The organism is Sphingobacterium sp. UBA865, from assembly GCF_002295765.1.
GTDB classification, from domain to species: Bacteria; Bacteroidota; Bacteroidia; order Sphingobacteriales; family Sphingobacteriaceae; genus Sphingobacterium; species Sphingobacterium multivorum.
This window is the reverse complement of record NZ_DBGB01000012.1, coordinates 17,022-32,285: the sequence shown is the minus strand read 5'-3', so window position 1 is coordinate 32,285 and position 15,264 is coordinate 17,022. Positions and strand designations below refer to the sequence as shown.

Below are 15,264 nucleotides of genomic sequence, written 5' to 3'. Positions count from 1 at the left end.
TTCTATTGTTTGGACTTTCCGGATTGATAAGTCACATGATCTATTGTCATTTTCGCGATAATTTCGAGCATGATTTCTGAGGTTCCTCCGATAATGGTGCCGACACGGACATCGCGATATAAACGTGCGATTTTATAATCTTCTGTAAAGCCATAACCGCCAAATAATTGGAGACATTGGTTTACGACATTGACGGCGAGCTCACTTGCTTGTAGCTTCGCTATGGAACATTCTTGGACTGCATATTCGTTTTGGTCTTGGAGATCACAACAATGGTAGACAAAGGCTTTCGTGGTAGCAATATTGGCTGCCATTTGTGCGATCCGGTGCCGTATGGTTTGAAATTCCTGGATCTTTTTTCCAAAGGCTTCGCGTTGTGCGATATAATCAAGCGTGTATTGAAACGCGGATTCTGCGGTAGCGAGACTATGAACAGCTGCGGTAAGCCTTTCCAACTGAAGTCCATCCATTAAATAGCGAAATCCTTCTCCGGCAATGCCAACAAGGTGAGAAATAGGGACTCGCACATTATTAAAACCTAGTTCGGCAGTGTCTGAGGCGTGCCAACCTAATTTATTGATTTTGTTTGAAGAGACTCCGCTTGCATTTCTGTCAATAATTAACAAGCTTATTCCTTTTGTTCCTTGGTCAGGAGCCGTTTTGACTGCTGTAATGAAAAAATCACCGTAGTAACCGTTGGTAATAAATGTTTTAGATCCGTTGACAATATAAAAATCTCCGTCGCGGACAGCTGTTGTTTTGATCTGCTTTACGTCAGAACCAGCCCCGGGTTCAGTAATAGCAACAGCGCTGATCATATCACCAGCAATAACCGGTTTAAGATAGCGTACTTTCAGATCTTCTGATCCATATTTCAGTAGGTATGGAGCCGACATAAACTGAATGACAAGCGCGGAAATGGTAAATCCGCCAGAAAAACAATACGATAATTCTTCGCAGAGTATCAAGGAATAATAAAAATCGAGTTCTAGTCCGCCATACACTTCTGGATAATTGAGACCCATAAATCCCATATCACCCATTTTCTTCCACACTTTCCGGTCGATCTCCCTCTGTTTTTCCCAATCATCGATGTAAGGTGTAATCTCTTTTCGAATAAATGCGCGAAGTGTATCGCGAAAAATCTGATGTTCAGCTGTAAACCGGATTGTCTGCATAATCGTTTATCTTGCTTCTGGTTATCTTATGTAAGGGGGCCTTTTGAATGCCCGTCCATTAGGATGTTATCTAAACGAATTTAACGAAAAGGCTTGGCTTTTTACAAATTTTTATTCTTTATTTTTCGTTTAATAGTTTAAGTAGGGAAGTTTTTGGGTTGTTTTTTTTCTATTTATTCTGTTTTTATAAAAAAAATAAAACCGACTTGTTGTGGGGTATCTGTTATATTTTTTATCTTTAAGACGAGGAAGGGCTGTTGCGGATACGCTTAGGATAGGCCTCCTAATTTTAGCAAAACAATTATAAATTTTTATATCATGTCAAAAAGCGTATTTATCGTTGCAGCGAAACGTACACCAATTGGAAGCTTTGGTGGAGCGCTATCGTCAATTTCAGCCACGAAGCTCGCAGCCCGGGTTGTCCGAGCGGTTGTTGATGAAGCTGGAATTGCCAGTGATTTAGTCGACGAGATTATTATGGGGGCTGTTTTGCAAGCTGATTTAGGACAAGCGCCGGCTCGACAGGTTGCTCGTTTCGCCGGTTTATCAGATCATACAACTGCAACAACCATCAATAAAGTATGTGCAAGTGGCATGAAAGCCATAGCGGTTGCTGCGCAGAGTATTCTATTGGGAGATGCGGATGTTGTGATTGCAGGGGGGATGGAAAGCATGAGCAGGGTACCTTACTATGCAGATGCTATGCGCTGGGGTGCTAAGTTTGGTGCTCAAAGCCTGAGTGATGGCTTGCAACGCGATGGCTTGAGTGATGCCTATTCAAATGATGCCATGGGAGTCTTCGCGGAACTATGCGCCGAAAAATATCATATTGGTCGTGAAGAACAGGATAATTATGCAATAAGTTCCTATAAAAGAAGTCTCGATGCTTGGCAAAAAAATAAGTTTTTGAGCGAAGTCCAACCTATAACGGTACAGAGTCGAAAAGGAGAGGTGCTTGTTTCGCGGGATGAAGAGTTTTCTCAGGTTAATTTTGACAAGATACCTGAGCTTAAACCCGCTTTCAAAAAAGAGGGGACTGTAACTGCAGCGAACGCATCGACGATAAGTGATGGAGCTGCTGCGGTACTGCTCATGTCTGGTGAAAAATTGGAAGAACTTGGACTTGTCCCCTTAGCCGAGATTATTGCTTATGCTGATGCTGAACAAGAGCCAGAATGGTTTACGACAACGCCTAGTATTGCCACAAATAAAGTATTAAAAAAAGCAGGCCTTACCATTGATGATATTGATTATTTCGAATTTAATGAAGCCTTTTCTGTTGTCGCTTTGGCAAATGCACAAATTTTAGGCTTACCCTTGAACAAAGTAAACGTTTATGGGGGGGCGGTATCTTTGGGGCATCCATTGGGATGTTCGGGAGCTAGAATTGTGGTAACACTTAGTAGTATCTTAAGACAGGAAGGGGGATCATTAGGACTGGCTGCGATATGTAATGGTGGCGGCGGTGCCTCTGCCATGGTTATTAAAAAGATTTGATGCTTCTTCCAGCATAAGAATGCATTAATCTTATGCTGGAAGAAGTTCAGTTTTATTGAATTCGGTTGTTATTAACCATCTAGCTTCCAAGAAACTTATTTTATTTGCTATCAAGTCGTTTGTCTACTCTTCATATAGACGACTTGCTTCGACGCCATGGAGCGCAAGCTCCGATTCGATTTCCGTCGGGTTTAATCGAATGCCTTCTATGGTTAACAGATTGTAAATAGAATCCAAGTCGATTTTCCATTCGTGGATGCCATTCAGTTTTTCAACAGCTTGTTTAATTTTGTCTACAAGACTGGGATGTTGTGCATTAGTTTCGAAAATGAGCTTTTCCATAGTGTTTCATATTAGGCCTGATTAAAAATCAGGCGGGTTTAACCAAAATAGCGTAGACAATCATTTGATCGGCTAATTACAATAGTCTCAATATAAGGATAATAATCTGAAATTAATGTTTCAAAGTGACTAAATTGTAATGAAACTGTTAATTTTTGTAATAAATACATGAGAATTTTACAGTGCTGTATTTTGTTTAGATTGCTCAGATTTCATTTGATCGTTAACGAGTTTGATTATCCAGGTTTTCTGCAACTGGTTTTTCGTTTAGAATGAAATTTTAACTAAGTTTGGATGAACATGACAACTGAAATCTCGAATATAATCATTCTATTATTGCTGACCATTGTTGCTGTAGTATTGGTTTTGTTTCTATTGTTAAGACAAAAATACCGGAAATTGGAGGTCGAAAATAGACGACAAAAAGATCTTTTTAATCGTATGGACAATCAAAAGATAGCACATTTCCATCGGGCTCAATTAAATCCACATTTGCTTAAAAATTCGTTGAACGGAATACTTTCCCATGCTTATCAAACCTATTATACGATGGACAAATTGGCCATGGTATTGGATTACGTGTTGTATGAAAGTGAAGATGAGCTCGTTTCACCAAAGGCCGAAATTGAATTTGCCCGCAATCTCATTGAGATTAATAAAGTTAAATTAAGCCCTTTATTTGATATCCGCGTAAAATTTGATATTGATGAACTAAATGACGCTATATTGAACACACCTTCTTTTGTTCCTCTGATGTCGGTTGATTTAATTGAAAATGCGTTTAAGCATGCGGACTTTCACGGTCCGGATTCTTTTATCGCAATCATGTTGACCTTTAAGAACGGTTTATTCGAATTAGTTGTAAACAATCGAATATCAAAACGTTCACCATTGCAAAAGTCTAAAAGTGGAATAGGTAGCAAAACCTTGGAAGAGCGTCTCATGTTGTATTATCCAGGTAGACATCATCTGCGCAGATTTGTAGAAAATGATGTTTATACTGCCCACCTTCAAATTAGATTGTATGCCGATTGAAAAAAATTTGAAATGTATTCTTTTGGATGATGAAATACCAAGCTTGAGATTTTTGAAAATGCTATGTGAACAGATTCCTGGCTTGGAGGTGGTGAAAACTTTTAATGATCCAACTGTATTATTGAGTGAATACCGCAATTTGAGTTTTGATTTTTGTATTCTGGATATTGAAATGCCGGAATTTAACGGATTTGATCTAGCCATAGAGCTAAAAGACTTTCCAATTGTGTTTTCTACCGCATATAAACAATATGCGAGCGAGGCATTTGACATCAACGCAGTAGATTATATGCGTAAACCACTGTCCTTGGAACGTCTTCAACAAGCCATTATGAAGGTTGAGCAGCTAATCAGCAAGCGATCTGAAACTGTCTCGTTTGCGCAATTTAATACGAATAAAGGAAAAACAGTATTGTATTTCGAACAGATTAACTATGTTCAAATAGCTGAAGTAGACAGCCGGGATAAAACAGTTTATTTGGCGGATGGTTCATTTATTTTATTGAAAAATATAAGCTTTGATAAGCTGATGGAGATCTTGCCTGAACAGGATTTTATCCGTATCAATAAAAAAGAGATCATTGCAGCCAAGATCGTCAAATTTTTCTCGGCTGATGAAATTACAAGCACTTTGTTGGACGAACAAAATCTACCCCTTGTTTTTAATTTGGGCGAATCGTACAAGAAAATGTTTTTCGAGAAATTCAGTTGATTACAAAATTCTTTTGGTTCATTACATATTTTCTTAGACCTACCTGCTGAAAGGCATTAAAACTGCAACAGAATTATATTTTTGTTGAGAATGTATTTTATCCCCCCTTTGTTTAAAGAATATTGGTCGGGACTTAGTATGCTATTGTCATTATATTTATTTTAATTGCCATTGAAGATGAGGAGATATAGGAATACAATTTTCTACGTAGTGTTAGTGGGTACGTTACTCGGTGTGATGTATTGGGTGATTCATTTGGGGACACAGCTGGAGGCTCCAGAGCTGCTGCGTGGACAGAAAACAAGTCAAGGTGCCTGGAACGATTTTACATCAACCTTATTCCATAGTCTGCAGCATCCGCTAGCGATATTACTGGCGCAAATCGTGACAATCATTATCGCTGCACGTATCATGGGCTGGATTTGCATAAAGATTAAGCAGCCTGTCGTCATAGGAGAGATGCTCGCCGGTATCATATTGGGGCCATCGTTGCTGGGACTCCATTTTCCCGAATTTTCGCATACACTTTTTCCTGTAGAATCGCTTAGTAACTTGCAGTTTCTGAGCCAAATTGGGCTAATCTTATTTATGTTTATCATTGGAATGGAGCTGGACCTGAATGTGCTGCGAAATAAAGCGCATGATGCTGTTGTCATTTCTCATGCAAGCATTGTGATCCCATTTACGTTGGGAATTTCACTGGCTTATTTTTTATACCTATTCCATCCACCCACAAATGTAGAGTTTCTATCCTACAGCTTGTTTATTGGTATTTCCATGAGTATAACAGCGTTTCCTGTTCTTGCTAGAATTATACAAGAAAGGGGGTTGCAAAAAAGTAAGTTAGGTGCAATGGCGATTACCTGCGCCGCTGCAGACGATACTACAGCTTGGTGTATTCTGGCTGTCGTGATAGCAATTGTCAAAGCGGGTGATTTTGCTAGTGCATTATATACCATCGGGCTGGCTGTTGCCTATGTGCTCATCATGATTAAGATCGTTCGTCCATTTTTGATGCGCGTTGGAGAGGTAAAAGGAAGTAAAGAAGCCCTAAGTAAGCCTGTTGTTGCTATTTTCTTTATTGTGCTGTTATTGTCGGCTTATGCGACCGAAGTAATCGGAATCCATGCACTTTTTGGAGCATTTATGGCCGGAGCTATTATGCCCGAAGGGAGTCGATTCCGGACAGCATTTATCGAAAAAATCGAAGATGTTTCAACCTTGTTACTATTACCTTTATTCTTTGTCTTTACAGGTCTCCGCACGCAGATCGGTCTGCTTAATGACCCTCAGTTATGGATGATTACCATTGGGATTATTTTGGTTGCGGTTATTGGTAAATTTGCAGGTAGTACGTTAGCGGCGCGCTTTGTTGGTCAAAGCTGGAAAGATAGTTTGAGTATTGGTGCCTTAATGAACACGCGGGGGCTAATGGAACTTATCGTCCTCAATATTGGATACGATCTTGGCGTTTTAAGTGCTGAATTATTTTCGATGATGGTTGTAATGGCGTTGGTCACTACTTTTATGACGGGACCATCTTTAGATTTAATCAATTTCCTCTATCGACCTAAGAAAAATTCACTACAGGAAGATTTCCGTGATAAATCAAAATTTAAGATTCTACTGTCTTTTGCGAAAAGTAACACGGGGATTTCACTATTGTATCTGGCTGATGCTTTAACGTTGAAATCAAAAAAGAACGCTGAAATTACGGCATTACATATTGAGCCTGCCAACGAATTACATCATTATGAAGTGGAAATCCAGGAGCTGGATAGTTTCCGTGAAATTAAGCAGGTGGCGATGCAGCTTGAGCAACCGATCCAGACAATTTTTAAAATCTCCAGTGATATTGACAATGAGATTGTTCAAACTTCCAATGAGCGCAATCAGGACTTATTATTGTTGGGTGTCAGTGAATCAATTTATGAGGGAAGCTTACTGGGGCGTTTTTTAGATTTTACTACCCGGATTGTGAATCCCGAGAAGTTATTCCATACGGTTACAAATGCAGAGTCTCCTTTCATGACTTTCGATCGAAATCAGCAAATCAATGCTAAAGTAAATGCACAGGTAGGTATCTTAATCGATAAAAATTTTCTAAAGGCAAATCGTGTGGTTGTTCCTGTTGTCTTAAAAAACGATGAATTTCTTGGTGAAATGATACAGCGTCTAATACAGCATTCCGATGCTCAAGTCATTGTGTGGGATCTCAACCAAGTGCTGAAAACCAATGAGAGCTTTAAAGAGAAATTGAGGCAATTGGAACAACTTGTACCAAATCATCTTACAATAACTGAAAAAGAGTTAAACCGTGAGACCTGGCAGGAGCAAGACTTAATGTTGATCAGCCTTCCCAGCTGGAACAAAATTGTCAATAAAAAAGTACATTGGCTTCCTTTCACGCCATCGACACTGTTGATGGCAGATCGCAAACCATAAATAAAACATAAAAGGCCCTAAATCCAATAATTTAGGGCCTTTTACTTGAGGTTTTATAAAGATCTATTTATTGATCTTTTCTATTTTGATTTTTAGTCCGATTAATTTTTCAATATCAGCTAAATATGGTCTTTCTTCTACATCGCAAAAAGAAACGGCTTTTCCTTCCTGGCCAGCTCTTCCTGTTCTTCCGATGCGATGAACGTAGGTTTCCGGTACATTAGGGAGATCATAATTAATCACAAGGGGGAGTTGTTCGATATCAATTCCTCTTGCAGCAATATCGGTAGCGATCAATATTTTAAGATGACTGTCCTTAAATTCACCTAGCGCTTTTTGTCTCGCATTTTGAGATTTATTTCCGTGAATGGCTGCTGCTCTCAAACCATTTTTCGCAAGTAACTTAACGATTTTATCCGCTCCGTGTTTTGTTCGGGAGAAGACAATGGTACGCTCATGCTTCAGCTTTTTTAGTATGCTCGTCAATAATTTGATCTTATCCTTCTTTTCAACAAAAAATACAGATTGATTGACTTTCTCGGCCGTTGAGCTTACCGGGGTGACGTCAACTTCAATAGGTTTATGTAATATGCCATGTGCAAATTTACGGATATTGGGTGGCATCGTTGCCGAGAAGAATAATGTTTGTCGTTTTGACGGAACTTTGGCCAGGATCTTTTTGATGTCATGAATAAAGCCCATGTCCAGCATATTGTCCGCCTCGTCCAATATTAAGATTTCGATTTTATCTAGAGAAACTATTTTTTGATTCATTAAATCCAGTAAGCGGCCTGGGGTAGCTACAAGAATATCGACGCCCTTTTTAATTTCTTTAACTTGTTTTTCTTGGCTTACACCACCGAAAATAGTGCAGTAGTTTAGTTTTAGATATTTCCGGTATAAGTTTATATTGTCTCCAATTTGAATGGCTAGTTCACGTGTTGGCGTAAGGATCAAAGCCCTAATCGGAACGAGCTTACCTGAAGTCTTAGTTTCTTCAAGACGTTGTAAAAGCGGAAGTGCAAAAGCGGCGGTTTTGCCTGTTCCCGTTTGTGCACAACCAATAAGATCGTTGCCTTGCAATACAACTGGAATGGCTTTCTGTTGAATTGCAGTGGGGTGTGTGTAGCCTGTTTCTGTTATTGCTTTTAAAAGCGGAGCGATTAAACTGAGTTGTTTAAATTCCATAAATAGTATGTTCGAATTTGTCTTAAATAAAACCTTTGAGAATCCTTTTTATGCTTTTATTTGAAAACTAAAAGTCTTCAACGGAAAAGTAAAGGATTGCTGAAAAATTGTAAAGGAAGAATAGGAAAAAGAAATGGGATAAGTCATTAAGAATTACCCCATTAACAAGAAAGTGTATTTTTTGGATTACGCCAATTTTACATTTGTAGCGCTGATCCCCTTTGGAGTTCTTTCTACATCATAAGTTACAACGTCGCCTTCAGATACTTGGTTTTTAAGCGCAGAAACGTGTACGAAAACATCTGCACTACCATCCTCTGGTGTAATAAAACCAAAACCTTTAGTTTCATTGAAAAATTTAATTTTACCTGTATTCATTATTTTTAATTAAGTGCGGCAAGGTAGGCATAATAAATGATTAATCTTTTATTTTTTTTAAATGAATTATAAAATGTGTTCTGTAACTGAGGCTTTTTTTGAAGAAGATGTTGATTGGAACAGCGCTAGAGGAAGGAAATTATTGAACATAAATGCCTAATAAAACACAATCCCTCCAACCAATGTAACATGATCAATTAATAATTCCATTGTTAATAGTATTATTAATTATTTAGATAAATATTTTTTAAAATGTTTGTTCTTCGTGAAATTAGTATTAACTTCATGCGCCCCTCCCACGGGCATGTTTTTCATAGGTAGATGTATGGTCGAGTGATTCTAACTCGACCATTTTTTCGTTTTGTCCATAAGGTTCCGCAACAATTGTCGATATATATTTTACAATGCTTTTTGCGAGCACCTAAATTCATTTTTGTATTTTCATCGAAGTAATTTGTTTTTAATAATAAAGAACGTAATTCTTGTTAAATGGCATTCATCCAAGCATATGTAGTCTATTCGTATTTGATATTTAGATGATATCCGTTAAAAACAAAACTTAAACCAATATCCAATGAATAGAAAAGATTTTATCAAAACGTCTACTGTTTTAGCTGCTTCAACATTTTTTTTAAATGCGAAAGGTTCAACCTTTTTAGATCAATCCATCCGGGTTGGATTAATTGGTGTAAATGGTATGGGCTGGGCTGATTTGAATGCGTTGTTAAAGAATGATGGCTTGGTTTGTACCGCTCTTTGCGATGTGGATGAAAATATTCTTAAAAAGAGAGCGGAAGAACTTCAAAAAAGAAACATACATGTCGAAACATTTGTAGATTATAAAAAAATGCTCAACAGCCCAATGGTGGATGCGGTCATTATTGCAACTCCGGATCATTGGCATTGCCTGCAAATGATCGATGCCGTAAATGCGGGGAAACACGTCTATGTCGAAAAGCCTATTGGTAACTCTATCCTTGAATGTCAATTAATGGTTCAGGCGGCAAAAAAGAATAAGGCTATTGTGCAAGTTGGACAGTGGCAACGGAGCCAGCAACATTTCCAGGACGCCATTGATTTTGTTCATTCGGGTAAATTAGGTAAAATACGATTGGTGAAAGCTTGGTCTTATCAGGGGTGGAAAAGTGCTATTCCCATTGTACCCGATGAACCGGTTCCCGCAGGTGTGCATTATACGGAATGGCTAGGTCCGGCACAAAAAAGACCATTTAATTCGAATCGATTCCACTTTAATTTCCGCTGGTTTTGGGACTATGCGGGTGGTTTGATGACAGATTGGGGCGTGCATATGTTGGATTATGCTTTACTGGGGATGAAAGTTTCTGATCCAAAATCCATCATGGCCTCAGGAGGTAAGTTCGCATTCCCGGACGATGCTGGCCAAACGCCTGATACCATGACTGCCGTATATGAGTTTGAGGGCTTCAACATCCAATGGGAGCATGCTAAGGGTATTGATCTCGGACCTTATAATCGTAATCATGGTGTCGCATTTATTGGTAACAATGGTACGCTGGTGTTGAATAGATCGGGATGGGAGGTCATTCCAGAAAAAGGAAGGATGGAAGCGGTCTCTATCCAACCTTCTTTAGACAATGGCTTGGATAAACATATGGAAAATTTTGTGGCTGCCATTCGCCAACGTAATCCACAAATACTCCATGCACCAATTGAAGTAGGAGCCCATATTGCCATCTTTTCTCAATTGGGAAATATTGCATTTAGGACAGGACAAAAACTCTATTGGGATAAAGAACAACAGCATTTTACGGATCAGAAAGCGAATAGGTACCTGGCATCAGTTTATCATAATGGCTATAAATACCCTAAAGTCTAATGTGTCGAAAAAATTGGTTGTTGATTAATCATAGTTAATCAACAACCAATGGATCACTCTTACCAATGGATCATTTCTGTCTTTCTTAAAGAACGAATTCGTTTGCAAGATCGATCTCCTCGCGGTTGATGGAGTGGCCTGCGTTTTGATATACCATGAGCTTTACATTGGCATTCATTTGTTCTAAGATGGCTACTGTAGCTTCCACCCGTTCAAGAGGAACATGGAAATCTGGATCGCTAGTGCCTATAAAAATAGGTGTTTGAGCAAAGTCACCCTTGTAATTATCCCTGTTAATTTCTTCACCGATTACTCCGCCAATAATTGCTATAGCACCACCATAGCGTTGACCATGCCGTGTAAGGTATTCTAGTGTTAAACAGGCACCCTGAGAAAAACCAAAAAAATAGATGTTTTCGGTGAGGATTCCATTGGCTAAAGCTAGTTTGACCGTATGATCGATCAGATCAATTGCAGAACTCAACCAGGGTTCGTTCTCTTGTACGGGAGCAATAAAAGAATAGGGGTACCAGCTGTGATTTTCTGCCTGTGGTGCAAGTAACGCAAAATTATCGACATGAAGATAGGATGACATACCAAGGATGTCTTCTGCACTTCCCCCACGACCATGGATCATGACGATGGCTTTTTTTGCCTGTTCCAAACTTTGCCCAGCCGTTTTAATATTGATTGAATGACTCATTTTGTCCCTTCTTTTTATGGTAATTTATACCGTTTTTTTAAACCAAACATCCTGATAAAGCTCTGGATGACGATGAAACTGTGCATTTACATAAGGACATAAAGGAACAATTTTCATGTTGTTTTCACGCGCATGAGATACCAATTTCTCAAGAAGTATTTTGGCAAATCCTCGGCCTTCATAAGCTTCGTCTACCTCTGTATGGTAAACTACTAAATTCCCGTCAATGATAGCGATGCTCATTAAACCTGCTTTGTGATCGTCGGAGAATAATTGGAGCTCCCCACGTTGATTTTTGTCTAATACAATTTCAGTTCTTTCCATAACTTTTTCTTTTGTAAAATGATTTTTATAAACTTTTATTAATCGATTTTTGGCAATGTCTGTTCAATCTGCGAACGATAGCTTTCATATTGTTTTGGCAATTTGAGTGCCGCTCCTAAAGTGGATAAGGGTTCATCTACTGTAAACCCGGGATTGTCTGTCGCGATTTCAAATAAGACACCGCCAGGTTCACGAAAATAGAGTGAGAAAAAGTAATCTCTATTTATTTTTTCTGTGATATTCAGCCCTGCCGAAAGGACCTTTTCGCGATACTCCATCAATACATTATCATCCTTTACCCGGAATGCGATATGATGGTTTGTGCCGGCCGCATTTTTGCCATAGGGCAGATTTTTATCCGCTATTATGTCGACAATGTTTGCTGTTTCAATGCTGTCAGTTGTTAATCTATAGCGGTTCTCATCCTGCTGATGAAACGAATAACCTAAAATATCGGTCAATACGCGTATAGTTGGATCTGCTTCTTTTAATGAAAGCGTGACATTATGGAATCCTTTTAGCGCATGATCTGCATTGACGTCGGTAGTTGTCCATGCCTTTCTAGGGTCGTTAGTTTCAATAAACTGAAGTTGCAATCCATCGGGATCATTAAATGAAATCAGCTTCTCTCCAAAAATCTCATTTTCCTGTAAACTAATCTGATGTTCCGCTAAGCGATTTTTCCAGAAATCCAAACTCCCTTGAGGTACGGCATAGCCAATATGAGTCGCCATTCCCGCTCCCGGAGTACCCTTTCCGATACCTTCCCAAGGGAAAAACGTAAGAATCGTTCCTGGTTCGCCCTGTTCATTACCGAAATAGAAGTGGTAGGTGCTTGGGTCGTCGAAATTAACTGTTTTTTTGACAAGGCGTACGCCCAGTACTTTTGTATAGAAATCGAGATTTCGCTTTGCATTGTCTGCTATCGCCGTAATGTGATGTAGTCCTAATATTTTATTTTCCATAGCTGATAATTTTATTTTCTTAACTGACGTAAAGTTACATCGCGCAATAAGGAATTTTATTGAACTAGATTAATAAAAGCGATAATTGTCATTTTTGTTTTTATAGCAATACTGATTTTCGAAAATATATAAAAAACACCTGAAGTTGGGGACTTCAGGTGTTTAACCTAACCAATTATTAACCTAAATTTATGAAATGTATATTTCTGAATATTATACTATAGGAATAAATCCAATTATCATGCCAATATTTATAAAGTAAAAGACCTCAGATAAAAGCTGTTTATATTGTATAAATTAGGTAAATTGGAGTGTGCTAAGGTGAGGTGTGAATCGATGACTTCAATTAAAATGGATTTAAAGATGAAAAATAGAATAATGGTTAAGGTTATGACTTTCTCTGTTTTATTGCTAACGCTGGGTTGTCAGCAACCTTCGACAGATGAATCCAAAGAAGCTGCGCAAAAACAACTTGACGAAAACAAAGAGAATAAAAGAATCGTTTTAGATTTTTATCGCAAATGTTTGGTGATAAGGATATTTCTGCAGTTGACAAGTACATTTCTCCTCAGTATATCCAACATAATCCCGCTGTTGCGGATGGGGCAGCAGCGTTTAAGCTCGCTGCGACAAAGTGGTTTGAAGGGCAGCCTAAGACAAAGATTGATGTACAGCATATTGCTTCGGACGGCGACTTGGTCTTCATACACCTAAAAAATAAGAATCCAGATGGTAGCCTTAAATCGACAATCGATATCTTCAGATTGGAAGAAGGTAAAATCGTAGAGCATTGGGACGCGCAGCAAGATGTACCTAAGAACGCGGCAAATGCTCACCCTATGTTTTAAGGACTTTGCGCAATCTCATTTTTTGCGTTTGAATCTTTGTTTCTATTAATTTTTAGCGGAGTTGTCGGTTATGGTAATTTATGTCTAAATTTAGGCCTAAATCATTTTTTGCGAAACCACTATTTTAATTATGAAGAGAGTCCTAAGCCTAAGTTGTTTTTTCTTACTGTTTTCTGCATGTAGTGTTCATTATAGTCCAAAAGAATATCCTTATGTGTATATGCAAAAGAAGGATCGTGAGCTTAAAGAATGGAAGCTGGTGTGGGAAGAAAACTTCAATTCCCCAAAGCTAGATAGTAGTAAATGGTCCCGGATTCCAGCAGGGGAAGCCGATTGGAATCGGCATATGAGCATGGATGACGCCTGTTTTGGATGGGAAAATGGTGAGTTAATTCTCAAAGGAATAAAAAATACAGACAAAAATAGCGATTCAAGACCATTTTTGACAGGCGGGATATGGAGCAAGGGGAAGTTTGCTTTTCAGTACGGACGCATAGAAATCAGAGCCAAGCTAGGAAGTGCAAAAGGAGCATGGCCTGCCATGTGGATGCTGGCAGAGTTGGACAAGTATGGGAAATATCCTAGAAATGGTGAAATCGATATTATGGAGCATCTTAATTTTGACAATATCATATACCAGACCACGCATTCCTATTATACGTTGGATCTGGGGCAAAAGGAGAATCCGAAACATTTTGGCACCGCTTCGGTCAACACTGACGCGTATAATATATATGGTATAAGCTGGTATCCCGACCGTATCGTATTTCAGTTAAATGGTGTTGACACCTTTACTTACCCAAGAGTTGATGGTGTAGATCCCTCTCAGTGGCCTTATGATCAACCCTTTTATCTTTTGATTGACCAACAGTTGGGCGGAAGCTGGGTTGGTGAAGTGAATCAAGACAAGCTACCCGTTGAGATGCGTGTTGACTGGGTTAAAGTTTACCAATAGTACTCACCAATGCTGAGCAAAATGAATGATGAAAAAAAATCTACTGTTATTGAACCTCAGTTTTCTGAGAACAGTAAAATATCATAATTTTATAGGTGACCTATGTTTAAGTGATAAAAACTTAATATACACGACATCATAAAAATGTTTACTTTTGGCCAAGTTATGGAAGATAATACGATATTCAAGATTAGCAATAAAATTAAGGAAATTCGAAAAGAAAAAGGAATTACCATACAGGAAGTTGCCGATAGAGCGGGTGTAAGCAAGGGGCTTATTTCGCAGATTGAAAATAACAGAACAATACCCTCCTTACTCGTATTGATTAATATCATCAATGCACTGAATATTGATCTTAACGAGTTTTTTAAAGATTTTAATTCTGAATTGGATTCAGGCCCTGTGGTCGTTCGGAAAAAAGATACGTATAGTCCGTTTGAAAAAGAGTCGGCGATAGGTTTTCATTATAAACGGATTTTTACAACTGCGATGGATAGTTCGACCATGGATATTGTTCTTTTGGAGTTGCTTCCAGATGCAGAACGCCCCATGGTGGAGACCGAAGCCTATGAATATAAATATATCATTAGCGGACAGGTGGAGTATATCTTCAATGATCAAAAAATTAGCTTAGCGGAGGGCGATTCGATTTTCTTTAATGGACGACTATCACATACACCGCGCAATGTTGGAAATGGAAAGGCCGTCATGCTAATTGTATACTTTTTTGAAAATAAGAAATAGATAATAACACGTTAAGTATTAGAGCATCATTGAATCATTCAATGATGCTTTTTTTATTTTATACTTTTCGTATTACAAATGGATAATTATAT

Annotated in this window: 14 protein-coding genes and 1 pseudogene; 8 read left to right on the top strand and 7 right to left on the bottom strand. The window is 38.5% G+C overall.

Annotated features, from left to right (window positions below; all coding sequences use genetic code 11):
- Positions 1-2: 2 nt before the first annotated feature.
- Entirely contained in the window at positions 3-1,178 is a 1,176-nt protein-coding gene (locus B2O97_RS05525; RefSeq protein WP_070565343.1) for an acyl-CoA dehydrogenase family protein, read from the bottom strand.
- Between the two features lie 318 nt (positions 1,179-1,496).
- On the opposite strand from B2O97_RS05525, the gene B2O97_RS05520 reads away from it, so the two are divergent.
- Positions 1,497-2,675 carry a thiolase family protein gene (locus tag B2O97_RS05520; RefSeq protein ID WP_070565341.1) on the top strand — a complete coding sequence of 393 codons (1,179 nt, stop codon included), beginning with the start codon at positions 1,497-1,499 and terminating at the stop codon, positions 2,673-2,675.
- A gap of 123 nt (positions 2,676-2,798) precedes the next feature.
- Here the strand turns inward: B2O97_RS05520 and B2O97_RS05515 are convergent, their stop codons facing one another.
- Positions 2,799-3,017 (bottom strand): hypothetical protein, encoded by a 219-nt coding sequence (locus tag B2O97_RS05515; RefSeq protein ID WP_046672939.1) that lies wholly within the window; start codon positions 3,015-3,017, stop codon positions 2,799-2,801.
- A gap of 294 nt (positions 3,018-3,311) precedes the next feature.
- On the opposite strand from B2O97_RS05515, the gene B2O97_RS05510 reads away from it, so the two are divergent.
- From B2O97_RS05510 to B2O97_RS05500, 3 genes are all read left to right on the top strand, one after another.
- Positions 3,312-4,052: a histidine kinase gene (locus tag B2O97_RS05510; RefSeq protein ID WP_083295901.1), complete on the top strand. Its 741-nt coding sequence runs from the start codon at positions 3,312-3,314 to the stop codon at positions 4,050-4,052.
- Positions 4,042-4,764: a LytR/AlgR family response regulator transcription factor gene (locus B2O97_RS05505; RefSeq protein WP_070565339.1), complete on the top strand. Its 723-nt coding sequence runs from the start codon at positions 4,042-4,044 to the stop codon at positions 4,762-4,764. Before B2O97_RS05510 ends, B2O97_RS05505 begins: the two co-directional genes overlap by 11 nt.
- A gap of 177 nt (positions 4,765-4,941) precedes the next feature.
- Positions 4,942-7,209, top strand: coding sequence for a cation:proton antiporter (locus B2O97_RS05500; protein WP_070565337.1), 2,268 nt, complete (start codon positions 4,942-4,944; stop codon positions 7,207-7,209).
- A gap of 63 nt (positions 7,210-7,272) precedes the next feature.
- On the opposite strand, the gene B2O97_RS05495 is transcribed toward B2O97_RS05500, so the two are convergent.
- Both B2O97_RS05495 and B2O97_RS05490 read right to left on the bottom strand, forming a co-directional pair.
- Positions 7,273-8,397, bottom strand: coding sequence for a DEAD/DEAH box helicase (locus B2O97_RS05495; protein ID WP_070565335.1), 1,125 nt, complete (start codon positions 8,395-8,397; stop codon positions 7,273-7,275).
- A 186-nt stretch (positions 8,398-8,583) separates the two neighbouring features.
- Complete coding sequence (locus tag B2O97_RS05490; protein WP_046672944.1) at positions 8,584-8,775, bottom strand: cold-shock protein; 192 nt, start codon at positions 8,773-8,775, stop codon at positions 8,584-8,586.
- A gap of 574 nt (positions 8,776-9,349) precedes the next feature.
- Here B2O97_RS05490 and B2O97_RS05485 point away from each other — a divergent pair.
- On the top strand, positions 9,350-10,633 hold the full coding sequence (locus tag B2O97_RS05485) for a Gfo/Idh/MocA family protein (protein ID WP_070565333.1): 1,284 nt from the start codon (positions 9,350-9,352) through the stop codon (positions 10,631-10,633).
- Positions 10,634-10,718: 85 nt separating this feature from the next.
- Here B2O97_RS05485 and B2O97_RS05480 read toward each other — a convergent pair whose 3' ends face one another.
- From B2O97_RS05480 to B2O97_RS05470, 3 genes are read right to left on the bottom strand one after another with little or no spacing between them, the layout of a single operon-like run.
- The gene (locus B2O97_RS05480; RefSeq protein ID WP_070565331.1) at positions 10,719-11,336 is read right to left on the bottom strand and encodes an alpha/beta hydrolase; all 618 of its coding nucleotides are present in this window, start codon (positions 11,334-11,336) and stop codon (positions 10,719-10,721) included.
- 24 nt (positions 11,337-11,360) lie between these two features.
- Positions 11,361-11,660 (bottom strand): GNAT family N-acetyltransferase, encoded by a 300-nt coding sequence (locus B2O97_RS05475; protein ID WP_046672947.1) that lies wholly within the window; start codon positions 11,658-11,660, stop codon positions 11,361-11,363.
- 38 nt (positions 11,661-11,698) lie between these two features.
- Entirely contained in the window at positions 11,699-12,625 is a 927-nt protein-coding gene (locus tag B2O97_RS05470; protein ID WP_070565329.1) for a ring-cleaving dioxygenase, read from the bottom strand.
- 518 nt (positions 12,626-13,143) lie between these two features.
- On the opposite strand from B2O97_RS05470, the pseudogene B2O97_RS05465 reads away from it, so the two are divergent.
- The 3 genes and pseudogenes from B2O97_RS05465 to B2O97_RS05455 form a co-directional block, all read left to right on the top strand.
- Positions 13,144-13,473, top strand: a pseudogene (locus tag B2O97_RS05465) (ester cyclase); the annotation flags it as partial.
- Between the two features lie 130 nt (positions 13,474-13,603).
- Positions 13,604-14,428, top strand: a complete 825-nt coding sequence (locus B2O97_RS05460) for a glycoside hydrolase family 16 protein (protein WP_070565327.1) — start codon at positions 13,604-13,606, stop codon at positions 14,426-14,428.
- A gap of 144 nt (positions 14,429-14,572) precedes the next feature.
- On the top strand, positions 14,573-15,172 hold the full coding sequence (locus tag B2O97_RS05455) for a helix-turn-helix domain-containing protein (RefSeq protein ID WP_254667692.1): 600 nt from the start codon (positions 14,573-14,575) through the stop codon (positions 15,170-15,172).
- The last annotated feature ends 92 nt before the right edge of the window (positions 15,173-15,264 follow it).

What these genes read in the sequence shown, in the direction of transcription:
- B2O97_RS05525 (WP_070565343.1), bottom strand. Translation starts at nt 1,178, where the DNA reads ATGCAGACAATCCGGTTTACAGCTGAACATCAGATTTTTCGCGATACA.
- B2O97_RS05520 (WP_070565341.1), top strand. Translation starts at nt 1,497, where the DNA reads ATGTCAAAAAGCGTATTTATCGTTGCAGCGAAACGTACACCAATTGGA.
- B2O97_RS05515 (WP_046672939.1), bottom strand. Translation starts at nt 3,017, where the DNA reads ATGGAAAAGCTCATTTTCGAAACTAATGCACAACATCCCAGTCTTGTA.
- B2O97_RS05510 (WP_083295901.1), top strand. Translation starts at nt 3,312, where the DNA reads ATGAACATGACAACTGAAATCTCGAATATAATCATTCTATTATTGCTG.
- B2O97_RS05505 (WP_070565339.1), top strand. Translation starts at nt 4,042, where the DNA reads ATGCCGATTGAAAAAAATTTGAAATGTATTCTTTTGGATGATGAAATA.
- B2O97_RS05500 (WP_070565337.1), top strand. Translation starts at nt 4,942, where the DNA reads ATGAGGAGATATAGGAATACAATTTTCTACGTAGTGTTAGTGGGTACG.
- B2O97_RS05495 (WP_070565335.1), bottom strand. Translation starts at nt 8,397, where the DNA reads ATGGAATTTAAACAACTCAGTTTAATCGCTCCGCTTTTAAAAGCAATA.
- B2O97_RS05490 (WP_046672944.1), bottom strand. Translation starts at nt 8,775, where the DNA reads ATGAATACAGGTAAAATTAAATTTTTCAATGAAACTAAAGGTTTTGGT.
- B2O97_RS05485 (WP_070565333.1), top strand. Translation starts at nt 9,350, where the DNA reads ATGAATAGAAAAGATTTTATCAAAACGTCTACTGTTTTAGCTGCTTCA.
- B2O97_RS05480 (WP_070565331.1), bottom strand. Translation starts at nt 11,336, where the DNA reads ATGAGTCATTCAATCAATATTAAAACGGCTGGGCAAAGTTTGGAACAG.
- B2O97_RS05475 (WP_046672947.1), bottom strand. Translation starts at nt 11,660, where the DNA reads ATGGAAAGAACTGAAATTGTATTAGACAAAAATCAACGTGGGGAGCTC.
- B2O97_RS05470 (WP_070565329.1), bottom strand. Translation starts at nt 12,625, where the DNA reads ATGGAAAATAAAATATTAGGACTACATCACATTACGGCGATAGCAGAC.
- B2O97_RS05460 (WP_070565327.1), top strand. Translation starts at nt 13,604, where the DNA reads ATGAAGAGAGTCCTAAGCCTAAGTTGTTTTTTCTTACTGTTTTCTGCA.
- B2O97_RS05455 (WP_254667692.1), top strand. Translation starts at nt 14,573, where the DNA reads ATGTTTACTTTTGGCCAAGTTATGGAAGATAATACGATATTCAAGATT.